Origin of the sequence: Bacillus taeanensis, assembly GCF_003318295.1 — a bacterium.
GTDB classification, from domain to species: Bacteria; Bacillota; Bacilli; order Bacillales; family UBA6769; genus Maribacillus; species Maribacillus taeanensis.
The window spans coordinates 17352-36811 of sequence record NZ_QOCW01000013.1 but is presented as its reverse complement, the minus strand read 5'-3'; the positions used below and the strand labels follow the sequence as shown (position 1 = coordinate 36811).

Here is a 19460-nt window from a genome sequence, read left to right as displayed (position 1 = left end):
GTCTTTATGACAAAGATTGCATCTGTAGAAAAGTTACGCTTAAAATTTCCAGGAGGAGAGTCCTTGTTGTTCAAGGATTTATCCTCTTCTTTTCATAAAGGTGAAAAAGTATTATTTCTTGGTCCGTCTGGATGTGGGAAGTCCACACTGCTTCAAGTGTTAACAGGACTTATTCCAAACTCGATTGAAGTGCCGATGAAGGCGGAAGAAATTCAAATTCCAGATTCATGGGGCTATGTGTTTCAAGATCCTGATACACAGTTTTGCATGCCGTTTGTAGATGAAGAAATTGCGTTTGTATTAGAAAACTTACAAGTGCCGCGTTCGGAAATGAAAGAGCGAATTCATTACCATTTACAAGAAGTAGGCTTAAAGCTAGAAGATATTCATACAAATATTCAAACATTGTCAGGTGGGATGAAGCAGCGTCTTGCAATTGCTTCGGTAATGGCTTTAAATCCAGATGTTCTATTTTTAGATGAACCAACAGCGATGCTTGACCCTGAAGGAACAGAGCAGATTTGGGAGACGATTAAGCGGGTTGGGGAAGATAAAACACTGCTAATTGTTGAACATAAACTTGAACATGTAATTGATATTATTGAACGAATTGTTCTTTTTAATGAAAATGGTGAAATTATTGCAGATGGAGATAAAGAAACCGTACTAAGTGAGCATAAGCAAGCGCTGATTGAACAGGGCATTTGGTATCCAGGGGTTTGGGAAGATTATCTTAAGCGGACAAATAAACAACTTCCTTCTGTTGAAAGCAGTAGTCAAGAGCCTTTATTAATAGTAGAAGATTTTAAAGGTTACCGATGGAAAGAAACAAAAATTGAAGTACCGAAAGCCGAAGTGACCGCTGGCGAATGGATCGCTGTCATTGGTGAAAACGGCGCAGGGAAAAGTACGCTTCTTCATGCTTTTATGCAGTTTATTAAAACAACCGGTATCTATCAATTAGAGGGACAGCCTGTGGAAAAAATAAAAAAACTAACAAACTATTTAACGTTTGTATTCCAAAATCCTGAATTTCAATTTGTTACAAATTCTGTTTATGAAGAAATTGCTTATGCGTTAAGGTTAGACAAAGTTACTGAACAAGAGATTGATCAAAAAGTAACGAAGCTCCTTCATACTTTTAACTTAACAAAGCAGAAAGAGCAGCATCCTTATTTACTTTCGATGGGTCAAAAACGCCGTTTAAGTGTTGCGGCGGCTATTGTAAAAGAACAAAAAATCATTTTATTAGATGAACCAACGTTTGGACAGGACGCCAAAAATACGTTTGCGATGTTAGAGCTGATTGAGCATTGGCGCAGGCAGGGAACAACGATTATTATGGTCACGCACAGTCCTGAGATTACTGAGCATTTTGTTACAAGAATTTGGACCGTTGAAGACGGCCGTCTCGTAAGTGATCAAACGCCGGCAAAGTATGGTTCACAGCGCACAGAAGTTGTGTTGTCTGCAACATAAGGGGTGAGATAGATGCAGCTTGATGTATCGTATAAAGAAACATGGCTTCATAAAATTAATCCAAGTGTGAAATTACTTTTTATGGTGCTGTTATTTTTAAGTTTATTGTTTATTCATAATTTAAATTTTATGATTAACTATACGGCGGTAACGATGATTTTGCTGCTTGTTTTTACAGGTCATCCGCTAAAACGAATTCTTCTTATTACACTGCCGTTTTTATTTATTGCCGCGTCTACGTCAACATCGATGATCTTTTTCGGACAAGGTGACACAACATGGGTGAAGTGGGGACTGCTTCATATTACAGAAGAAAGCTTTTTCCGCGGCGTTCATTTAGGGCTTCGCGCTTTTGTGTTTGCCATATTAGGGGTACTGTTCGCGTTAACGACCCGACCTGTTTATTTATTTTATTCATTAATGCAGCAGTTAAAATTAAAGCCAAAATATGCGTATAGTTTTATGGCGGGGATTCGATTGATTCCTATTATGATCGAAGAGTTTCAGACGATCCGTTATGCGATGAAAGTACGAGGGGTTGAAGGAAAAAAAGGGATCGGCGCTTTTTACTATAAACTGAAATCCTATTCGATTCCGCTTCTTTCACAAAGCATTCGCCGCGCCCACCGAATTGCTGTTGCAATGGAAGCAAAACGGTTTTCAATGGTGAATGGACGTACGTTTTATTATAAAGTCAGTATTTCAAGATATGATGCTTTCTTTATTTTATATTTTGTTTTGTTTCTAACGCTTGCTTTCTATATAAGTAAAGAGTTTCCATATATACCGATTACAGATGTGCGGTACGAAGGATAAGGTTGTCTCAAAGTTATAGGGTCTACCCTATGATTTTGAGACAACTTTTTTTTATAGTTAGCTTTATAAGTCCATATAACAAAGGAAATGGATTTTTCAGCTGATAATCCTTATAATGAAGGCTAGAAAACGATGGAAAGGAATTTTTTTATGCTTCATGAATATATTGTGTACGTTCCTTATGAGCGTGTTGATGAATATGTTGAAAAATTAAATGCGGTCGATATTTTTAATGTGTATTATGAAACACCAATTGAAGTAGAGGCTGACAGAAACGGCTATACGTTTTTTGAAAAAAACGTTGAACAGATTCCATTAAAAATTTACGCGGAACCGTTTGAAGTCGAGAGTTTACCTGACGCTTATTTTGAGTTAATTACAAAAGCGCTCAACGTTTCTAAAAGTGAAATTACATATAAGGAACTACATGAAGAAACATGGCAGCTGCCGTTTGAAGATATTGATTTAGAAAACGGCTGGGTAATCTGCAGTCCTGAAACAAAAGAGTTTTATAAAGGAAAGAAAACATTCATTTTTGAGCCGCAGGGTGCGTTTGGAACAGGGCTTCATGAAACAACTCAAGATTGTTTGCGTATCCTCTTAGATCGTGATTTTACAAATCAAACGGTACTTGATTTAGGAACAGGATCGGGAATTTTAAGCATTGCAGCCGCACTTCGTCACGCGAAAAAAGTAGAAGCAGTTGATATTGAGCCGGTTGAGCGAGAAATAGGTTATAATGCCGAGCTGAATGCTGTTTCAACAATTAATGTTATTCAAGCAGACTTACTTCATGGAAATTATAAAAGCAATACTTCTTATCATTTAGTGATCATTAATATTGGTGGCGATGAAACGATTGATATTGTAACAAAGCATCATTTACTTCATAAAGGCAGTGCCGCTTTTTTAATTTCCGGTCTTGTGGAGTGGAATGAAGAAGGGGTAAGGAAGCTATTTGAAGAGAATGGGTATCAGATTGCGCATCGGATGCAATCAAATGAATGGGTAACCATTTTATTTCAAAAAAGCTAAGCAGATAACGTAAATATGTTATCTGCTTAGCTTTTTAATATTTTATCAGCAGCTAGTTATCGAACCATCCTTTTTGCTTAAACCAAATAAACATACTTAAGGCGATTCCTGCCATGACGGCAAGAACGATAAAATAGCTGTATTCCCATGTTAATTCTGGCATATTCATAAAATTCATGCCGTAAATGCCGGCAATAAAAGTAAGCGGCATGAAAATGGTTGTAATGACGGTTAAAACCATCATGACGCGGTTCATATGATGGGTATTAATCGATAAATAGCTGTCACGAATATCTGCCGTCATTTCTCTATTCGAATCAATTTTTTCTGTCAGACGAAGCAAATGATCATAAATATCTGAAAAATATTCATAGAGATCGTTAATCTCCCTTATATTTAAGTGGCTGGAATATAAAATGCGATACAATAAATCACGCATCGGTATAATCGTATGTCTTAGCTGCAGCAGCTGACTGCGAATATCAAATAAGTCTTCCATCAGGTGTTTCATTGATTTATTATGGGGGTTATTTTCAATTTGGTTAAGGGCGTCTTCAATTTTATAAACGATTGGAAAATAGTTATCAACCATGCTGTCCATTAAAAGGTATAACACATAATAAGGCCCATATTCGCGTTTCTCCGTGATTTTCTCTACTTGTTTCCATGCTTTGTCGATTTCGTGTTGTTTACGATGATGATAGGTTACGACGAAATTTTTACCGATAAATAAATCGATTTCTTCAGGTTCTAGTGTAGTTTGATTTAAAGCGTGGGTAACGAAAAAGTTGGCTTTTTTATAATAATCAAGTTTTGGACGCTGCAAAATATGAAAACAGTCTTCAATCGCAAGCGGATGAAAATGAAAATAACTTGAAAGAAGGTTGTTTTCTTCTTCTATCGGCTCACTGAAGTCAGCCCAATACCAGCTGTATAAATCTAAGTTTAGTTGTTCAACAGAAAGATTTTTTTCGATTTCGAGGTTTTGTTTTACAGCTAATATTCGAATCATTCCGTCATATCCCCTTTAAAAATAGCACAAGGTTTCTTTTCTTAATGTAAGTAAAAGGAACTCTTTTCATACATCTTTTGTTTTTTTAGAATAATCTTTCTATTCCCTCTTTTTGTTAAAAACTACAAAAATACTATATAATATTTTTGTAATTTCACAAAAATGCTAGTTCACAAAAATGTTAAAATGAAACAGAAAACAAGGAAAGCGTTTACAAAAAGGGTTAAGGAGAGATAGATAATGGATGTTTACGGTATGCTGCAAAAGATTAACGGCGTGTTATGGGGAACACCGAGTTTAATTTTATTGTTTGGGACAGGCATCTTTTTAACAGTTATTTTAAAAGGTTTGCAATTTCGTAAATTAGGATATGCATTTAAAATTGGTTTTTCAAAAGAGCAGGAATCGGATAAAACAGCTGAAGGTGATGTTAGTAATTTTAAAGCATTAATGACAGCACTGGCGGCAACAATTGGAAACGGTAACATTGCAGGAGTAGCGACAGCCGTTACAATTGGCGGTCCGGGAGCAATCTTTTGGATGTGGATCGTTGGGCTCGTTGGAATGGCAACAAAGTACGGTGAGGCGCTTCTTGCGATGAAATATCGTGTTAAAAATGAGAATGGTGAATATTCAAGTGGTCCGATGTATTATATTGAACGCGGTTTAGGAAAGAAGTGGAAAGCACTTGGAATGGCGTTTGCGATTTTTGCGATTTTTGCAACGTTTGGAACGGGAAATGGTATTCAATCAAATACAATTGCCGGTGTGATGAACGAGAGCTTTCATATTAATGGCACCACTACTGCTATTGTATTAATGGTACTTGTAAGTTTAATTATTTTTGGCGGTATTCAGCGTATTAGTACAGTGGCCGGCTTTTTCGTACCGATTATGGCGGTTCTGTACATGGGCGGGGCAATCTTAATTCTACTTTTAAACCTTGATCAGGTTATTCCAGCTTTTAAATTAATTTTCTTTTATGCTTTTAATCCAGTGGCAGCAGCAGGCGGCTTTACAGGGGTGATTGTATCTGAAGCGATTCGAAGCGGATTTTCACGCGGGATTTTTTCAAATGAAGCAGGTCTTGGTACGGCAGCTCTTGTCGCTGGGAATGCCCGTGCTGATCACCCTGTACGTCAAGCGCTTGTCGCGATGACGGGAACATTTATCGTAACGATTATCGTTTGTACAATGACAGGTTTATCACTTATTATTACAGGCTTTTGGGATCCAACAGGCGGTGCGATTTCAGGTGTTGAACATGCGGCAGATCTTAAAGGAGGCGCTTTAACGAGCGCGGCATTCTCTGCGGCGTTAGGAATTGTTGGCGAATATATTGTTGCCTTTTCGGTTATTTTCTTTGGATTTTCGACAATTGTTGGTTGGTATGTATACGGGGAAAAATGTTTTGAATATTTGTTTGGCTTACGATTTGTTAATGGATTCCGTATTGCTTACGTACTCGCGTGCGGGATCGGTGCAGTCGCAAATTTACGCACGGTTTGGGCATTTGCTGATATGACGAATGCTTTAATGATGATACCAAACTTAATTGCGCTTATTTTGTTAAGCAAAGTGATTGTAAGTGAAACAAATGATTATTTTGACAATCATTATAAAGCAGCAGTAAAAAAAGCGGGCTAACGAGTAAAAGAAGGTTGATTCGATAGGATGTTGACTCTAAAAGAGCGGGGTCAGATCTTAATGAGTCAACCTCTTCTTATGTAAACATGTTATAATAGCTAGTAAGAAGGGAGCTGAATATACATGATGCCCGGGTTAAGAGAACCGACTGAAGGAGAATTTCGAACCCCTTATACGTTTGGATCGCTTTTACTACTTTCTATTTTTATTCTTTTTCTTCTGCTGCAGCCGTTATGGAAAGAAGGTTATCCTCAATTAGAGGTGGTGCAGTATGCCTCGTTTTTTGTAGGCGTTTTGCTGCAGTTGATCGGTCAGTGGAAAAAGGAGAATAAGCGCAACTTTATCCTTGGACTGCTTGTATTTACAGGCGGTGCGGTGTTATTGTTTGTTAATTATTCAAACGTGCTTTCCTAAACCATACTTATTCAATCTGATTAACATGAGTTTTATGATATGATAGGAAAAAATGTGGTTGAATAAGGAGAGATCAAAATGGCTAAAGGATTAGATGGAAAGCATATTATTTTAGCTGCGTCGCGTAAAACGGAAGAAATGACTGAGCTTATTAAACGGCAAGGCGGAAGTGCGGCTGTTCTTCCTGCGCAGGGCACGGTTTTCCTTGCTGAAAAGGAAGTGCAGCCAGATCTTGAGCGACTTATTAAAGAAGGCTCAGATTGGGTCATTTTAACGACAGGAATTGGAACCGAAAAGCTATTTGAAATCGCTGAAAATATCGGAAAAGGCGATAAATTTTTGCAGGTGCTAAAAAGGGCGAACATTGCAATTCGCGGCTATAAAACGCGTGCAGCCTTAAAGAAGCGCGGCATTGAGCCGGATGTTAGCGATAATGACGGCACAACACGCGGCTTAATTCGTGCTCTTGAAGGGGTAGAGTTAAACGGAAAAAAAGTAACCGTGCAGCTTCACGGCGATACGGCGCCAAAGTTAATGGAATTTCTTGATGAAAAAGGCGCTCCGCATACGGAAATTTTGCCTTATCAGCATATTGCGCCGGAGGATGAAGCGCTGGAGGTACTTTACAAAGAAATTATTGAAGGACAGGCAGATGCGGTTTGTTTTACAACTGCAATGCAGGTGCGCTTTTTATTTCAATATGCAAAAGAAAAGAATGTTACAGCGTTATTGGTAGAAGCATTTCAAGATCGCGTGCTTGCGGTTGCCGTTGGCGTGATTACAGCAGAAGCGTTAAGTGAAGAAGGCATTGAACGAATTTTGGCACCAGAGCAGCAGCGTATGGGCGCTATGATTTTGAAGCTTTCGCAGTATTATGCAAGTGAAGGTCGTTAATACATTTTAAAAAGGGTCAGACTTCGGTCTGACCCTTTTTAAAATGTAAGAAAGGATAAGTTTTAATGTCCAGCTGCAGCGTCTACCCCCTCGAGTCAAATAACCTTCCGACGTAAATGTAAAAAGCACCTTTTCATCGGAAGAACATTTGCTTATCGGGGGTGAGCAAGACGCTTCCGCTTTTCTAGATGTCCAGCTGCAGGCGCCATCGGCTCGAGGTCACAAGTCAATCCGTCCGGAAGATAAAAAACAATCTTCCAGCCGTCTTGCCTTGTGCTTGTCGCCGATAAACGGGCGCCTTCCGCTTTTCTTAATACAATTTATTATATAAGCGCTGATCCATTAAGTTTGTATCAATCGGGCACTCCGGCGCATTTTCGCCGTACTGCCATGCCCAAACATTTACTGTGCAGGGCGGTGACATAGGTTTATAGTCTGGTGCTTTCGAAGCCTTTGAAACACCTGGAGTAGGCTCTTGGCTCCATAATACAACTTGCTTGCCGACCTTGTCAGAGTTTGAAACTGCAAGACAGTATGCGCGGTTAAAAGATTCTTGACTTGGATCGGAATAAATTCCCGGGCGATAGCCGCTCGGATAGATGCCGTCGACCCAACCGCGAATCCAACCTTCGTCGACATTAAAAAACTTTTCAACATTTGCAAATAAGTAAACATCTTTTGGAAATCCTAATCTTCTTGCATGAAAAAGGGTATTAAGTGCAGCAATTTTCCCTTTTTCATAGCCAACTGCTTCTTTAAAGACATTATAAATCGGTAAAACCTTTACCCCTCTATTATGCAGCAAACGAATTTCTTCTTTTGTAAGCCCATCAGATACATTTTCTACGGTCGTCAAGTAACGTCCCCAATAGCTCGGCTTGCCGTAATTTTTTACTACACAATTATATAAATCATCTGTCACAGCTGCGGCAGAATCAACACCCCAAAGTTTTCTTGCCATCATCTCCGCTCCTATCATTTCATTCTCATAACATATATATGCCCCTAAGTAAAAAAGGGGGAATTTTTTCAAGATTTCTTTCATAAATTTGCCCTCTTTAGCATGAACTTTATCAAATAGGGGAATATTTTAATGATAATCAAAGGAGTGAGTGCAGGTGTCGGGTAAAATTACAAATGTGGATGATTATAAATCTAAAAAATGGGTGAAGCAAAATAAAAAGAAGTTTCTTTCCTCAGGAGTAAATATGATTAGTCCTGAAGAAATAAAACCGTTAAAAATGCTGACAATTGATGAGTTTACGCTCATTTTAAATAAAGTGCAAGGCTCAAAGCGAAATGTTTATGAAGTGCGGCCTCATTTTGTTGATCGTACGTATGCGCCGTTTATTGAGTTTCATACATTAACAGAAGAAGGCGTGAAAACTTTTTCAAATATTAAAGGGGAAAAAGAAAGTATGTATGAAGAAATTGTGGCTTGGCTTGAAGATAAATCATCTTAAGAAGCAGCATCTTGAGAGGGAAAATTTGTTATGATAGGGATAGATATGCAGGAAAGGAGAACAGTCATTGAAACAACAATCAAAGCAGTTTTTAACAGAATTATTAGCCACACCTTCTCCATCTGGTGCAGAAATGGACATTCAAAAAAAGTGGATTTCATATGTAAAACAGTTTGCTGATGAAATTCGGACAGACATGGTAGGCAATGCGATTGGTATTTTAAATCCTGAGGCCCCCTTTAAAGTATTAATTGCCGGACACTGCGATGAAATTGGTTTTATTGTGAGCCGTATCGATGAAAACGGGTTTATTTATGTGCAGGCACTCGGCGGGATTAGTCCAAAAGCTGCGGTTGGCATGAAAGTTACTATTTTTGGATTCAATAAAACGATTACCGGTGTGATTGGTGTAAATGCTCAGCATCATGGCGGTGTAAAAGATGATTTGAAATTTGAAGATATTTATATTGACTGCGGTGCAAAAAATCGTGAAGAAGTTGAAAAATTTGTGGCGATCGGCGATTTAGCTGTTTATAAACGCGAATTAGAATGGTTAATGAATGACCGTATTTCAGGACGCGGCTTAGACAACCGTACAGGAGCATTTATTGCAGCTGAAGTGCTGCGAAAAGCAGCAAAAAAGGGGACAAATATTGGTGTTTACGCAGTAAGTACCGTAAATGAAGAAACAAATATGGGCGGTGCTTATTTTGCGGGGGCGGGCATTGAGCCAACGATGGCAATTGCAGTTGATGTAACGTTTGCCACAGATTATCCCGGCGTTGATACGAGAAAGCACGGCAGCATCAGCCTTGATAAAGGACCTGTACTTGCAAAGGGAGCGCCGATTAATTGGAAAATCAATCGTCTCTTAGAAGAAAGCGCAAAAGCGCTGGACATGAAGCTGCAGTATGAATTAACGCCAAGGCATACAGGAACAGATGCTGATAAACTAAGGTTAACAGGAAAAGGTGTCCCTGTCGCGCTTGTATCCCTGCCGCTTCGCTATATGCATGCCCCTGTTGAAACGGCAAGCTTACGCGATATAAAGGAAGAAATTGAGCTTCTTACACATTTTGTTGTAAATCTAAGTGGAAATGAAAACTTAAATCCATTAGAAGATTAAAGGAAAAGGCTGGCTCACTAGAGTTTGACCCTATGTTTTTGAGCCAGCCTTTAAAACAAGTTTAAAAATTTAAAAAATGGGTAATTAATAACAAATTCCAACCCGTGTACGTAAAAATTTATCTGAATTTAACTGGTGATATGTAAATTCAGCAGTATCTGCGACAGAGATTTCTTTCCCAGCTTCAGGTAACCTATTTTGTTCGACACGATAGGTACCTGTATAGTCTCCATCAGGTAAGTAAGTAGGACAAACAATCGTCCAATCAAGCTGTGATTGCTCCAGCAGTCGAAACACTTTTTCATGCTCCTCCGCCGCTCTTGTCAGCTTTCGCTTTGATTCACTTGATTGGTAGCGAAGAAGCTCAGGATTTGTGCGGCTGTTTAAAATACCGGCTGTTCCAACTGTAATAATTCGTGAAATGTTTTCTTGTTTCATTGCCTCGATAACAAGTGGAATGCTGTCTGTTAATGTTGTTGTTTTATCCGTGCTAAGTGTGCTTATTACGGCATCAACATTTTTTATAGCATTAAAAATATCTTCTCTGCTTCGGGCATCGCCTTGAAAAATGGTTAGCTTTTCATGAAAGGCGTGTAGTTTTTCAGGATTACGCACAAATGCTTTTACATCATAACCATCTTTTAACGCATATTGAACGAGTTTCCTTCCAACACGTCCTGATGCCCCTAAAATTAATACATTCATTAAAGCACTCCTTTTGATAACTTAAAACTGCTTTACTCTAATTTTATTGTACCAGTCCTTCATGTTAATATGACATGGAAAACAGAAAAAAGCTTTTTAATTAACTTTTTAAGGAAATTATGGCATACTATGATGGTTACAAGTACTTCCTGATTATATGGAAAGGGAGGAATGAGGAATGAAAAAATCACTTTACAACATTACTGTGCAAACAGCAGGTGGAGAAGAGAAAAAGCTTGAGGATTACAAAGATCGAGCGCTGTTAATTGTGAACGTAGCGTCATTTTGCGGTTTTACTCCCCAGTATGAAGGGTTAGAAAAGTTGAATCGTAAATACAGTGACAAAGGATTAAGCATTTTAGCGTTTCCCTCCAATGACTTTGGGGCGCAGGAACCGAATACAATTACAGAAATTCAAACATTTTGCACGGAAAATTACGGCATCTCCTTTGAACTTTTTAATAAAATTAAAATAAAAGGCTCCGATAAGCATCCGTTATATAAATGGTTAATCTCCCAAGAGAAATCATCACTTCTTGAAAAGATTACAGGGGAAGTGGATGCATCAAAAGAAGTGCAGTGGAATTTTGAAAAGTTTTTAGTATCGCGAGACGGAAAGCTTTTGAATCGTTTTGTCAGCAAAGTGGCACCAGAAGATCCGGCAGTAATTGAAGCGGTTGAAAAAGCACTCGATTTAACAAAAATTGAGCAATAAATGAACATTTTATTAATAATCGTGTTTTTAGTTGCTCTTCTTTTTAAATTTCCTTATTCTAAGAAGGGAAATAACTTTTCAATAGGTAAGGAGATGCAAAGTGAAAGAGCGAAATTATACACCGCTAATTGTGATATTATCAATTGCGATTAATGCAATTGTTGCTGTTCTTTTCTTTATGCCAAAACTTGAAGGATTTGATGGTTTAAATTTAACATTTTTACCGATGATCAACGCGATTTTAAATAGTTTTACGTTTGTATTTCTCGCGGCGGCGCTTTATATGATTCTAAAGAAAAATGTGACAATGCACCGCCGCTTTATTTATGCGGCTTTTACATCAACAGCATTGTTTCTTGTTACGTATTTAACGTATCATTCGTTAGCTGAATCAACGCATTATGGTGGAGAAGGCATTCTTCGTTATATTTACTTTTTTATTTTAATTACACATATTGTTCTTGCAGCAGCAATTGTACCGCTTGCGCTTGTCACTGTTGCGCGAGGCTTAAATATGCAGGTCGAAAAGCATCGCAAAATTGCCCGCATTACGATGCCGATTTGGCTTTATGTCAGTTTAACAGGCGTGATCGTTTATTTAATGATTTCGCCATATTATTAAGAAAATGTCCAAGCTTGTTCTTAACGAGTTTGGACATTTTTTAGTTATTTTTTAATAAATTAGACAAATATGTAAAGTGTATAAGCAAATTAGATAATTATGTCTAAAATTGTCTAACCTTTTTACGTTTACTTTAAATAGAAAAGTGGTAAAGCCTTTAATAGGACAGTTTTTTTATTTTATCGGTATGTTGGCACATTACTTGCAATAAAGTAATGTGAGAAATAATTTAATGCTGGAGGGATGATTCATGTTAACACCTTATAAACACGAACCATTTACGGATTTTTCATTAGAAGAAAATCAAAAAATCTTTCAAGAAGCATTACGTGAGGTTGAGGGACAGCTTGGAAAAGACTATGATCTTGTTGTCGGTGGGGAGCGTATTTCAACAGATGATAAGATTGTATCCATCAATCCAGCAAACAAAGAAGAAGTGATTGGAAAAGTTTCAAAAGCAACGAAAGAAATTGCGGAAAAAGCGATGAATGAAGCGAGTACGGCCTTTGAATCATGGCGTAAGGTCGACCCTGCAGAGCGCGCAAATATTATTATCCGTGCGGCTGCAATTGTGCGCCGCCGCAAGCATGAGTTTTCGGCACTGCTTGTGAAAGAAGCAGGAAAGCCGTGGAAAGAAGCGGATGCGGATACAGCAGAAGCAATTGATTTTATGGAATTTTATGCGCGTCAAATGGTTGCTTTAAAAGAAGGAAAACCAGTTAACAGCCGTGAAGGCGAGCTTAATAAATATATTTATCAGCCAATGGGTGTTAGTGTCGTCATTTCGCCTTGGAATTTTGCCTTTGCAATTATGGCCGGTACAACAGTGGCACCAATTGTAACAGGAAATCCAGTGCTGTTAAAGCCTGCGAGCGCGACACCAGTGGTTGCAGCAAAGTTTGTGGAAGTATTAGAAGAAGCAGGTCTTCCAAAAGGAGTTGTCAATTATGTGCCAGGAAGCGGCGCTGAAGTAGGAGACTATTTAGTAGATCATCCGAAAACTGCTCTGATTAGTTTTACAGGTTCACGCGAAGTTGGCGTGCGTATTTATGAGCGTGCCGCGAAAGTGCATCAGGGTCAAAACCATCTGAAGCGCGTCATTGCGGAAATGGGCGGTAAGGATACTGTTGTAGTTGATAAAGACGCCGATCTTGATCTTGCAGCCGAATCAATCGTTGTGTCCGCGTTTGGTTTCTCAGGTCAAAAATGTTCAGCAGGCTCACGCGCGGTTGTTCACGAAGAAGTGTATGATGAAGTATTAAGTAAAGTTGAAAAGCTTACAAACGAATTAACATTAGGTGATACAACGAGCTATGATAACTATATGGGACCTGTTATTGACCAAGCATCCTATGATAAAATCATGAACTACATTGAAATCGGTAAAGAAGAAGGACGTCTTGTCGCAGGCGGTACGGGTGACGATTCGAAAGGTTACTTTATTAAGCCGACTGTATTTGCAGACCTTGATCCGAAAGCACGCCTTATGCAGGAAGAAATTTTTGGTCCTGTTGTTGGTTTTAGTAAAGCAAAAGATTTTGATCATGCTCTTGAAATTGCCAACAATACGGAATACGGCTTAACGGGTGCAGTACTTACAAAGAACCGTGAACATATTGAGCGCGCAAAGCGAGATTTTCATGTCGGCAACCTCTACTTTAACCGCAACTGTACAGGCGCTATTGTTGGTTACCATCCATTTGGCGGTTTTAAAATGTCAGGCACAGACTCTAAAGCAGGCGGTCCTGATTATTTAGTGCTTCATATGCAGGCGAAAACAGTTTCTGAAATGTATTAAAAAATAAAACGAAGAGACCCATTCAGTGTAAATGGGTCTCTTTTTTGTCCTCTCCACATGGACAAAATGGGGTGATTGTCTTTTTGAGGGGTCAGACCCTTTTCAATATAACAATGACTTTAAATAAATCACCATCCACTTCAATGTTTAAATTTCCTTCATGAAGATCAATAATTGATTTTGCAATCGCAAGTCCAAGACCAGAGCCCTCTGTATGACGGGAGGTGTCACCGCGTTTAAAGCGTTCAAACAGTTCGTCCATATTATCACCAAGTTCATATTTTGTAACATTTTTAAACGTAATAACGGCTTGATTGTTTACTTCTTTTAATGAAATATAGACGCGCGTATTTTCTAACGAATATTTTAGAATGTTGCTAATTAAATTATCAAAAACGCGCCATATTTTTTGCCCGTCAACGATGGCATAAAGGGGCGGGTCAGGATTTGACACGCGAAATTGTAAGGAAGATTCGTTAATTGTCTCGCTGTATTCTGCTAATGCCTGCTGCAAAAGCTGTACAAGATCTACTTTTTCTTTTTGAAGCTCAATATTGCCGCTCGCCATTTTTGATGCTTCAAATAAATCATCGATTAACACTTTTAGTCGTTTTGTTTTGCGGTCAATAATTTCAATATATGCGTCGCGTTGATCATTTTCTAAATTTGCTGTTTTTAATAGATCCGTATACGTCATAATGGATGTTAACGGTGTGCGCAAATCATGGCTTACATTTGTAATTAATTCTGTTTTTAAGCGCTCGCTTTTTGCTTGTTCTTTTTGGGATGATTTAACGCCGTGCTTTAATGTATTCACATTATCAGCTAAACGCGCTAATGTATGCTTCCCTTTCACAGGAAGGTCCTGCTCAAAGTGTCCGTGAGCGGCTGCAGTTGTATGAAGAAAAATCCGATTAAAGTAGCCAATACGCTTAATTAAAATGACAAGTGTCGGCAGACCAATGATTAAGCATAAAAGCCCGTAAAAAACGATAACTGAAGGTTCAATAACAACAATCATCGCCCCGAACCCAAGACCAAACACGATAGTTAACAACAGAAAGAACTGCATACCGACACTGCGATTCAAAAAGACATCCTGCAGGCTGTGATAAATTTTTAGAAGCAGGCTATTTTGCCAGTTTCTTTTTAATTGATCCATGTTCTTTACTGTGTCTAGTAAAAGTTTTCCTTGAATGAATAGTAAGGTTAAAAGTACAGCTGTAACAAGTACTGCGATTCCTACATGAAACAAAAAGTCCCTCATATTAAAATAGTAATAGAAATCATAATGGTTATTATAAGTCAGTACACTAAGTAGAATCATTCCTGCTAAAGCAAAACTAACAGCACGTACATCAATCGGGAGAAGGTTGTAATAGGGTTTTACTCGTTCAAGCTGTATTTTTTCTTTTAAAGGGAATTTTTTATAAACAATCATGCTTGTGATTAAAGTTAGCAGACTTGCAATCATATAACTAAAGAAAACCATTTGTTTCATTTTATAGTTTTCATAGTTCTCTAAAAGAAAATCAGCTCCAGCTGCAGGCAGCGCAACAATGCCTTCAAAAGACCTTTTAGGGAGGTTGTCAAAAACTTCAGGGACAGTGGGACCATACATATAGTAAGCGTCTGTCGTTGTTAAATAGGAATTAGTATCATTAGGATAGTTTCTTGTAAACAACATCTTTTGATTAGTAAAAGCTTGTTCTACTTTGTCCTCACTTTTTTCATTTACATTTGTATAAATTTCGCCGCTTTTTACGTCTTTTAAATAATATTGAAATGCTTCATGATATCGTTTAAGATCAGGACGGAAGTTTTCCAGCTCACGAAAATATTCATCAATTTTTTGTTCTTTTTCTTTTATTACCTTTTCACGAACATGCTCATCGCTTGTAAAGTTTTTTGTAATGTCGGCGATTTTTGCGTCTCGTTCTTTTTTAAAGGTATTGGCCGCCTCCTCATTACCAGCATCGATCGCGCCTTGAATACGGCCTTCATACTGCTGTTTAAGATTTTCTATTTGATCTGTTAAAGCGCCATATCGATAGCGGTGTTCCTCAATGTCGTCTTCTGTTACTGTAATGTTTTCCTTCGCTTTTTCTGGTGTTACCACGTTAAATTCAAATAGTGTTAAATAGTTAATCAAGTTATTTAATTCTTCATCAAACTGCATCGTTTCAAAATAGTTTTTGTGCAGATCAGAGTTTAGATGTGAAAGAGTGAACAGAATTCCGTTTAATGAAAACGCGACAAGTAAAATAAAAATTATGATCGGCAGTTTATTTTTCCATTTTATAGCCAATTCCCCATACCACCTTTAAATATCTTGGATTCTTCGGATCGATTTCAATCTTTTCGCGAATTTTACGAATATGAACAGCGACTGTGTTTTCAGCATTGTAGCCGGGTTCCTCCCACACTCGTTCGTAAATGTCATGAATGGAAAACACACGGCCGGCATTTTTCATCAGCAGTTCAACGATTTTATATTCGATTGGTGTAAATTTTACAACTTCACCATGTGCTGTTACTTCTTTGGCTTCTGCATTTAATGTAAGGCCGTTTAAATCAATGATCTTATTTCCGCCTTCATATGTACCAAGGCTGACATATCGTCTTAGCTGAGATTTTACTCGTGCAGCGAGCTCCATTGGGTTAAACGGTTTTGTTACATAATCATCAGCACCAACCTGCAGCCCTAAAATTTTATCAGTGTCCTCTGTTTTTGCACTCAAAATAATGATTGGAATATTGTTTTTTTCGCGTATTTTAAATGTTGTATTAATGCCATCAAGGCGCGGCATCATTACATCAAGTAAAATAAGATGAATGTCATGCTCAGTTAATTTTTCAATCGCTTCAATGCCGTCTTTTGCTTTTATTACCGTAATACCTTCGTTTTTTAAATATATTTCAATCGCATCGCGTATTTCTTTTTCATCATCTACTACTAATACAAAGTAATGGTTCAATGTTTTCGCCTCCCTTCAAAAGTATATCATTCCTAAGATGTTTCCATTGTAAGCCTTAAATCTTAACATATAAGACGTAAATTTCTTAAGATTTTCTTAAGATTAGTTGGATAATAGATGGCTTAAGCTGGAAAGGATAAGAGTAATTGAGATAAAGAGGTGCTTGAGCTGTGGATGTATTCATGGATTCTGTAAAAGTAGTTGGCCGTATTCTTACAATTCTTCCTTTTATGCTGTTTATTGGTTTATATATGGGGAAGCGTTCGATTGGAGAGCTGCCTGTATTTGATTTTCTCGTGATTTTAGTGCTGGGGGCCGTTGTCGGTGCGGATATTGCCGATCCAAAAATTGATCATATCCATACTGTCGTAGCGATGATTGCCATTGCACTGCTGCAAAAATTTATTATTTTTTTAAAAATGAGAAGTCGCCGTATTGGAAAGCTGTTAACATTTGAACCGACTGTTGTGATTTATGATGGAAAATTTCTGATGAGAAATATGAAAAAAATTAAATATTCGATTGATAATATCTTGCAAATGATGCGTGAAAAGGATGTTTTTCACATGGAGGATGTAGAAATCGCTATTATTGAAGCAAATGGAAATTTATCAATAAAGGTTGTGCCGATGAAAGAAGGTGTCACAAGAGAGGACCTTAACATTCAAAAGAAAGGGAAAAACTATGAAATTCCAGTGATATTAGACGGAGAAATTCAAGCTGATCTTTTGAAGCGAATAAACAAGGATGAACAGTGGGTAAGACAAAAGCTCGTTGAACAAAACGTTGCCGATATAACGAGAGTATTTTACGGTGCGGTAAATGAAGAAGGGAAGCTTCATCTTTCCTTAAAACAAACTGATTTATCTAATGTACCGTCTATTAGGCATTAGTTTCTATAAACTCAAAACACCGCCCGATTGTCCTCTCCACATGGACAAATGGACGGTGTTGTCTTTTTGCGGGGTCAGACCCCGCAAAGGTTGTGCTTTTTCATTTTGTTGTACAGGGTCGCACGGGAAATGCCTAAAAGTTTTGCAGCTGCGGTACGGTTGCCGTATGTTGTTTTTAAGGCATAGCGTATTTCAGCTTCCTCACTGCCGCCTTCAAGTTTCCGAAATTCCAACGGGATATCAGTGGGTTCCTTTTTTGGAAGTGTTGGGTTCTTGAAGCTTGTTGGCAGGTGATGAAGTTTAATCACTTCATCTTCCCCGCCTAAAATCGTAATTCGCTCAACAACATTACGAAGCTGACGAATATTTCCTGGCCAAGGATATTGTAAGAGTGTATACATCACTTCAGGGTCAATGTTTGGAATCGGCTTACTGTACTTTATTGAAAACTCTTTTAAGAAAAGCTGGGTTAACTCAGGAACGTCTTCCCCTCGTTCGCGAAGCGGGGGAACATGAATGGAAATAACATTTAATCGGTAATAAAGATCATCGCGGAAAATCTTTGCGTCGACCATTTCTTCAAGGTTACGGTTAGTAGCCGCGATAATGCGAACATCGATTGGAATTGGGTCTGTTCCGCCAACGCGGTAAAACTGTTTTTCCTGTAGGACGCGCAGCAGCTTAACCTGCAGTTCAAGCGGCATTTCACCAATTTCATCTAAAAATAATGTCCCGTTTTTTGCAAGATCAAATTTTCCTTTCTTTCCACCTTTCACTGCTCCTGTAAAAGCGCCTTTTTCATAGCCAAACAGTTCGCTTTCAAATAATGAAGCCGGAATCGCGCCGCAGTTAATCGCAATAAACGGTGCTTCTGCGCGGGGGCTTGCTTTATGAATCGCTTCAGCAAACAGCTCTTTTCCAACCCCGCTTTCACCTGTTACAAGAACCGTAGCATCTGTTGCGGAAACTTTTTCAGCAAGCATTACAGCTTCCTGCAATGCGCTACTGCGGCCTTTAATTTTATTAAAAGGGGAAAGGTAATGGTCTTTTTCGTATTCACTTTCTAATTCATGAAGATAGGCGGTTGTTGTTGCGAGTTCATCATTTAGCTTTACAACATCGCTAATGTTGCGCTCAACAGAAATACCGCCAATGATTTCATCGTTTATATAAATCGGTTTCGTGTTGATTAGAACATGCATATCAGGCTGGGGCTGGTTGTATTTTTGCAGGACGCTTTTCCCCTCTTTTAGCGTCGACATAAGAACAACAGCATCTTCTTGAAAAAATTCCGTAACCGAGCGGCCGGCCACTTCTTGAAATTTCCTTCCGTACATTTCTTCTGATTGATGATTCCAAGATACAATTTTTCCGTACGCATCGACGACAGTTACGGCATCGTCGGCAATAGAGAGGAGTGCTTCATAATACGCATGCAGCAGTTTCCATTCTTTAAAAACGGCCTTAATAAGCGTTTCATATGGTACCCATCCGACAAAATTTCCGCTTTTATCTTTCAGGGCAATATCAACGTGGAGGGGAAGTTCTTTAATTTCCGATAGGGTGCGGCTGCATGGACAGCAGACCATTTTTGTTTCATCGAGCTGTGGTTTCCATGGAAGAGCAATCGATTGAAGAGAAATGTTAACATGCATGAAAAAGCCCCCTTTTTTAAAAGCGTTTTCACCAAATAATACAGCAGTTATACAAATTTGTTTATCTACTTTACATTCTATACGAATATGTCTAAAAATTCTATATGCAACTCACTAAAAATGGTTGTCTTGTAAACTAATAAAATTGGCATAAGTCTTGCATTATAAAGCAGTAAAATGAAGTTTTTAAAAGTGTTAACAAACAAAC

General features: G+C 38.3%; 18 protein-coding genes. 12 read left to right on the top strand and 6 right to left on the bottom strand.

Annotated elements, in window-relative coordinates:
• The first annotated feature begins 6 nt into the window (after positions 1-6).
• The 3 genes from DS031_RS13075 to DS031_RS13065 all read left to right on the top strand — a co-directional run bounded on the left by DS031_RS13075 (position 7) and on the right by DS031_RS13065 (position 3330).
• A complete protein-coding gene (locus tag DS031_RS13075; protein WP_113806515.1) occupies positions 7-1479 on the top strand; it encodes an ABC transporter ATP-binding protein in 1473 nt (490 codons plus the stop codon).
• Between the two features lie 12 nt (positions 1480-1491).
• A complete protein-coding gene (locus tag DS031_RS13070; protein WP_113806514.1) occupies positions 1492-2295 on the top strand; it encodes an energy-coupling factor transporter transmembrane component T family protein in 804 nt (267 codons plus the stop codon).
• A gap of 132 nt (positions 2296-2427) precedes the next feature.
• Entirely contained in the window at positions 2428-3330 is a 903-nt protein-coding gene (locus DS031_RS13065) for a 50S ribosomal protein L11 methyltransferase (protein WP_113806513.1), read from the top strand.
• 52 nt (positions 3331-3382) lie between these two features.
• On the opposite strand, the gene corA is transcribed toward DS031_RS13065, so the two are convergent.
• Complete coding sequence (gene corA / locus DS031_RS13060; protein ID WP_113806512.1) at positions 3383-4342, bottom strand: magnesium/cobalt transporter CorA; 960 nt, start codon at positions 4340-4342, stop codon at positions 3383-3385.
• Positions 4343-4582: 240 nt separating this feature from the next.
• Between corA and DS031_RS13055 the strand changes: the two genes are divergently transcribed.
• The 3 genes from DS031_RS13055 (at position 4583) to DS031_RS13045 (ending at position 7297) form a co-directional block, all read left to right on the top strand.
• Complete coding sequence (locus DS031_RS13055; RefSeq protein WP_113806511.1) at positions 4583-5989, top strand: alanine/glycine:cation symporter family protein; 1407 nt, start codon at positions 4583-4585, stop codon at positions 5987-5989.
• Between the two features lie 123 nt (positions 5990-6112).
• Positions 6113-6403, top strand: coding sequence for a hypothetical protein (locus DS031_RS13050; RefSeq protein ID WP_113806510.1), 291 nt, complete (start codon positions 6113-6115; stop codon positions 6401-6403).
• Between the two features lie 78 nt (positions 6404-6481).
• Positions 6482-7297 (top strand): uroporphyrinogen-III synthase, encoded by an 816-nt coding sequence (locus DS031_RS13045; RefSeq protein WP_113806509.1) that lies wholly within the window; start codon positions 6482-6484, stop codon positions 7295-7297.
• Positions 7298-7607: 310 nt separating this feature from the next.
• Here the strand turns inward: DS031_RS13045 and DS031_RS13040 are convergent, their stop codons facing one another.
• A complete protein-coding gene (locus DS031_RS13040) occupies positions 7608-8258 on the bottom strand; it encodes a glycoside hydrolase domain-containing protein (RefSeq protein WP_113806508.1) in 651 nt (216 codons plus the stop codon).
• A 157-nt stretch (positions 8259-8415) separates the two neighbouring features.
• Between DS031_RS13040 and DS031_RS13035 the strand changes: the two genes are divergently transcribed.
• Both DS031_RS13035 and DS031_RS13030 read left to right on the top strand, forming a co-directional pair.
• Positions 8416-8760, top strand: a complete 345-nt coding sequence (locus DS031_RS13035) for a hypothetical protein (RefSeq protein ID WP_113806507.1) — start codon at positions 8416-8418, stop codon at positions 8758-8760.
• Between the two features lie 67 nt (positions 8761-8827).
• On the top strand, positions 8828-9886 hold the full coding sequence (locus DS031_RS13030; RefSeq protein WP_113806506.1) for a M20/M25/M40 family metallo-hydrolase: 1059 nt from the start codon (positions 8828-8830) through the stop codon (positions 9884-9886).
• 84 nt (positions 9887-9970) lie between these two features.
• Here the strand turns inward: DS031_RS13030 and DS031_RS13025 are convergent, their stop codons facing one another.
• Positions 9971-10591: an NAD(P)-dependent oxidoreductase gene (locus DS031_RS13025; RefSeq protein WP_113806505.1), complete on the bottom strand. Its 621-nt coding sequence runs from the start codon at positions 10589-10591 to the stop codon at positions 9971-9973.
• 178 nt (positions 10592-10769) lie between these two features.
• Between DS031_RS13025 and DS031_RS13020 the strand changes: the two genes are divergently transcribed.
• The 3 genes from DS031_RS13020 (at position 10770) to pruA (ending at position 13726) form a co-directional block, all read left to right on the top strand.
• Positions 10770-11306 (top strand): glutathione peroxidase, encoded by a 537-nt coding sequence (locus tag DS031_RS13020; RefSeq protein WP_113806504.1) that lies wholly within the window; start codon positions 10770-10772, stop codon positions 11304-11306.
• A gap of 100 nt (positions 11307-11406) precedes the next feature.
• Entirely contained in the window at positions 11407-11928 is a 522-nt protein-coding gene (locus DS031_RS13015; protein ID WP_245947411.1) for a DUF420 domain-containing protein, read from the top strand.
• A gap of 250 nt (positions 11929-12178) precedes the next feature.
• Positions 12179-13726: an L-glutamate gamma-semialdehyde dehydrogenase gene (pruA, locus tag DS031_RS13010; protein ID WP_113806503.1), complete on the top strand. Its 1548-nt coding sequence runs from the start codon at positions 12179-12181 to the stop codon at positions 13724-13726.
• A 91-nt stretch (positions 13727-13817) separates the two neighbouring features.
• On the opposite strand, the gene DS031_RS13005 is transcribed toward pruA, so the two are convergent.
• Entirely contained in the window at positions 13818-16034 is a 2217-nt protein-coding gene (locus DS031_RS13005; RefSeq protein WP_113806502.1) for a HAMP domain-containing sensor histidine kinase, read from the bottom strand.
• A complete protein-coding gene (locus DS031_RS13000; protein WP_113806501.1) occupies positions 16012-16704 on the bottom strand; it encodes a response regulator transcription factor in 693 nt (230 codons plus the stop codon). The genes DS031_RS13005 and DS031_RS13000 overlap by 23 nt, the downstream gene beginning before the upstream one ends.
• 182 nt (positions 16705-16886) lie before the next feature.
• Here DS031_RS13000 and DS031_RS12995 point away from each other — a divergent pair, with 182 nt between their 5' ends.
• Positions 16887-17597 (top strand): DUF421 domain-containing protein, encoded by a 711-nt coding sequence (locus tag DS031_RS12995; protein ID WP_113806591.1) that lies wholly within the window; start codon positions 16887-16889, stop codon positions 17595-17597.
• Positions 17598-17671: 74 nt separating this feature from the next.
• Here DS031_RS12995 and DS031_RS12990 read toward each other — a convergent pair whose 3' ends face one another.
• Positions 17672-19252, bottom strand: a complete 1581-nt coding sequence (locus DS031_RS12990; protein ID WP_113806500.1) for a sigma-54 interaction domain-containing protein — start codon at positions 19250-19252, stop codon at positions 17672-17674.
• Positions 19253-19460: the final 208 nt, after the last annotated feature.

Coding starts and splice junctions, on each gene's coding strand:
- DS031_RS13070 (WP_113806514.1), top strand. CDS start 1,492: ATGCAGCTTGATGTATCGTATAAAGAAACATGGCTTCATAAAATTAAT.
- DS031_RS13075 (WP_113806515.1), top strand. CDS start 7: ATGACAAAGATTGCATCTGTAGAAAAGTTACGCTTAAAATTTCCAGGA.
- DS031_RS13045 (WP_113806509.1), top strand. CDS start 6,482: ATGGCTAAAGGATTAGATGGAAAGCATATTATTTTAGCTGCGTCGCGT.
- DS031_RS13055 (WP_113806511.1), top strand. CDS start 4,583: ATGGATGTTTACGGTATGCTGCAAAAGATTAACGGCGTGTTATGGGGA.
- DS031_RS13020 (WP_113806504.1), top strand. CDS start 10,770: ATGAAAAAATCACTTTACAACATTACTGTGCAAACAGCAGGTGGAGAA.
- DS031_RS12995 (WP_113806591.1), top strand. CDS start 16,887: ATGGATTCTGTAAAAGTAGTTGGCCGTATTCTTACAATTCTTCCTTTT.
- DS031_RS13025 (WP_113806505.1), bottom strand. CDS start 10,591: ATGAATGTATTAATTTTAGGGGCATCAGGACGTGTTGGAAGGAAACTC.
- DS031_RS12990 (WP_113806500.1), bottom strand. CDS start 19,252: ATGCATGTTAACATTTCTCTTCAATCGATTGCTCTTCCATGGAAACCA.
- corA (WP_113806512.1), bottom strand. CDS start 4,342: ATGATTCGAATATTAGCTGTAAAACAAAACCTCGAAATCGAAAAAAAT.
- DS031_RS13050 (WP_113806510.1), top strand. CDS start 6,113: ATGATGCCCGGGTTAAGAGAACCGACTGAAGGAGAATTTCGAACCCCT.
- DS031_RS13040 (WP_113806508.1), bottom strand. CDS start 8,258: ATGGCAAGAAAACTTTGGGGTGTTGATTCTGCCGCAGCTGTGACAGAT.
- pruA (WP_113806503.1), top strand. CDS start 12,179: ATGTTAACACCTTATAAACACGAACCATTTACGGATTTTTCATTAGAA.
- DS031_RS13065 (WP_113806513.1), top strand. CDS start 2,428: ATGGAAAGGAATTTTTTTATGCTTCATGAATATATTGTGTACGTTCCT.